This window comes from Aminobacter sp. P4_H6_2 (assembly GCF_056400805.1).
The window spans coordinates 1-2,658 of the sequence record NZ_JBFUKO010000701.1 but is presented as its reverse complement, the minus strand read 5'-3'; the positions used below and the strand labels follow the sequence as shown (position 1 = coordinate 2,658).

Below are 2,658 nucleotides of genomic sequence, written 5' to 3'. Positions count from 1 at the left end.
GTGCCACACCCTGCGACAAGCAGCCTCAAGCGCTCCAGGCGATGCTGCGGCCGGGCTCGCGGAAAGCGAAGCGCGCGAGGTGATCGTCGATCACTGACTTCGCGCGCGCCAATTGCTCGGCGTCTGGCGCGACCACTTGGATCGTCAAGGCGGTGTCGTCGGCGTCAAGTACGGCGTTGCCGAACGGAAAGTGGCACTCGCCATGGCGTTCGGCGTAGGTGACCTCGATCTTATGGGCGAAATGCTTGCACAGCTGGGTAAGGTATTTGGCACCGTGCTCGGTCTCGAACCGTCCTGTCGTTTCAACCATGTTGTTTTCTCCGTCGTTGACCTGCGCAGGCACCCTTGGATCGCCGCGCGTACGAATGGACGTAGTAGATCGCGCCAGCTGCCCCTAGTGAGCTGGCGTCTAACATTGTTGACTATTATAATCAAGAAAAGCCGGCCGCGAAGGCGGCGGACATGACCGACATGTCTCAGCCCTTGCGAAACGGGCAGTCCAGTGCCCGTGTGGAGAGCATCGGAAGGGCCCGGGTCAGTTCGCTTGTCGAAGTTCCAGCGCACAATTTCGCGAGGTGACGTCCTCATTGGCGGTGTCGCGCCGCCGGCACACCTGACGTATCAGGTGATGCTCGATTCGGCCGCGAAAACAGCAAGCGCGCTAGCCAGGTTACGACAAGGTTGGCGGCTATTGATTCCAGAAGGTTCGAAGCGTGGTCGGCGTGTGCATGTTGGCATAGAGATAGTGCCAAAACTCGGCGCGGCGCTCGTGCTCGATGGTCTTCCACACATCGTGAACCGCCACTTCGCCACACCAGTAGGCATAGACAAAAGGTGCCCGCAAATTGTGGTTCGGGAACGACAGGCGGCCCTTCACCGTCTCCAGGCTCTGAAACCCAGCTTCGGCGATGATCGGCGCGATGTCCTCAAGCCTCATGTTCTGGTCGTGCATCATCCAGGCCGCGTTGCAGCGCAGTGCGCTGCGCAACCGCTGCAAGGCGACGGCGAGCTCATCGGCTGGCGTGTCGACCCAATCGAGGAAGAACAGGCCATTGTCGGCGATGCCCTCAAACAGGGCGCTGCTTGCCGAACTCGTCACCACCTGCGCGCCGTCGAGCGGCATGCTGCCCTCAGTGACGTAGCGTTGCCGCAAAGCAAGATGCACAAGATGCCCGGGGAACGCCTCGTGGCACGCCAGATGCTTCAGCGCGTAAGGCGTGTAGGGAAAGTCCAGATTGAGCAAAAGCTGCCGTCCCGGGTAATCGCAATAGGCCGAAAACGGCACGTTCTCGACCGCCACCGGTTCGAGCCATTCCTGGCCCATGTCGTACATCAAGGCACTGGTGCGCCGGCGTGCCTCCTCGCCATAACCGCGCAGCACGTCGAGAACAGCACTTGGGGCGACACGATTGTCTTGTTCCCAGCGTCGAACGTCTTCCGTCAGCGAGGAACCGCGATAACCGAGCTCATCCAGCCTTTCCCGGATCGTGACCGCATAGCCATGCAGGATCGACTGGTTGACCATCTGCGTGTCGACCCCGAGCTGTCGGCGGACACGATCGGCGAAGGAAATCTGCTTTTCCTGAAACGTGATCAGCAGCGCTTGAAGCGAGTCGATCATTTCGCCGAGGTAGCTCAGCCGCAGCGCACTTTCAGCCTCCTGCGGCAAGCGGGCGTTCAGGTCGTGAAGCGCCTGAACCGCCTCGTCATAGCTCCGAAGGGTCACCGGCTCGATATCGGCTACAGCAACCGGAACAAGACCCTCGCGATCGAGGAAGCCGTCGCTTCGCGGCGTGTTGCGGTAGAGCTGGTCTATTCCCGCCGTGATCGCGGCCAGTTCTTTTCCCAACTGCATGACATGTCTCACAATCTGGTGGCGGGCACAGCGGCCGGGTTGAAACTAGAGAAGGCGGTTCTTGACGAACCGGCCATTGGCCATGATGGCGCTCAGATGCGCGCCGTCATCCTGAAGCAGCGCGATGTCGGTCAGCGGATCGCCGTCGACCACGAGCAGATCGGCAAAGGCACCCGCTGCGATCACGCCCACTTCCAGCTGGCAAAGCTCGGCGCCAACGATCGTCGCCGAGCGGATGATCTCGGCAGGCGTCAGCACCTTGGCGAGCAGCTCGAATTCCATGCAATGATATTTGCGCAGCTGCCCGAGCAGGTCGGAGCCGAAAGCCATGGGCAGGCCGGCGTCACGCATGATCTCAAGCGAGCGCAAGCCGCCTTGGCGCACCACCTCGATCTTGGCGAATTCAGCCTCGCCCAGGCCGAGTTCCTCGCCGTCGAGCGCCAGCGCGTCATAGGCAACCAGCGTTGGCACGGCGATGCAGCCTTTGTCAGCCGCAAGCCTGGCGGTCTCGGCGGTGATCAAGTTGCAATGCTCGAGCGAATGGACACCGAGCTCGACGACACGGCGGATCGCCGCGTCGGTGTAGACATGGGCCGAGTCATAGAGGCCGGCTTTCTCCGCCTCCTCGACGATCGCAGCCTGTTCATCTCTTGAAAACTGCAGCGTGTGGATCGGATCGTTCGGCGAGGACACGCCGCCATTGGCCATGACCTTGATTAAGCGCGCGCCGCCCTTGAACATTTCGCGCGTCACCCGGCGAACGTCGTCGACGCCGTCTACGAGAATACCCATCTACCCCACGC

At 61.4% G+C, this 2,658-nt stretch carries 3 protein-coding genes; all 3 read right to left on the bottom strand.

The window, feature by feature from the left end; genetic code table 11:
• Positions 1-25: 25 nt before the first annotated feature.
• Positions 26-310: a DUF2218 domain-containing protein gene (locus tag AC1DUU_RS28880; RefSeq protein WP_476786759.1), complete on the bottom strand. Its 285-nt coding sequence runs from the start codon at positions 308-310 to the stop codon at positions 26-28.
• Positions 311-688: 378 nt separating this feature from the next.
• A complete protein-coding gene (locus tag AC1DUU_RS28875; RefSeq protein ID WP_476786758.1) occupies positions 689-1,855 on the bottom strand; it encodes a hypothetical protein in 1,167 nt (388 codons plus the stop codon).
• Positions 1,856-1,900: 45 nt separating this feature from the next.
• A complete protein-coding gene (locus tag AC1DUU_RS28870; RefSeq protein ID WP_476786757.1) occupies positions 1,901-2,647 on the bottom strand; it encodes a metal-dependent hydrolase family protein in 747 nt (248 codons plus the stop codon).
• Positions 2,648-2,658: the final 11 nt, after the last annotated feature.

Coding starts and splice junctions, on each gene's coding strand:
- AC1DUU_RS28880 (WP_476786759.1), bottom strand. CDS start 310: ATGGTTGAAACGACAGGACGGTTCGAGACCGAGCACGGTGCCAAATAC.
- AC1DUU_RS28875 (WP_476786758.1), bottom strand. CDS start 1,855: ATGCAGTTGGGAAAAGAACTGGCCGCGATCACGGCGGGAATAGACCAG.
- AC1DUU_RS28870 (WP_476786757.1), bottom strand. CDS start 2,647: ATGGGTATTCTCGTAGACGGCGTCGACGACGTTCGCCGGGTGACGCGC.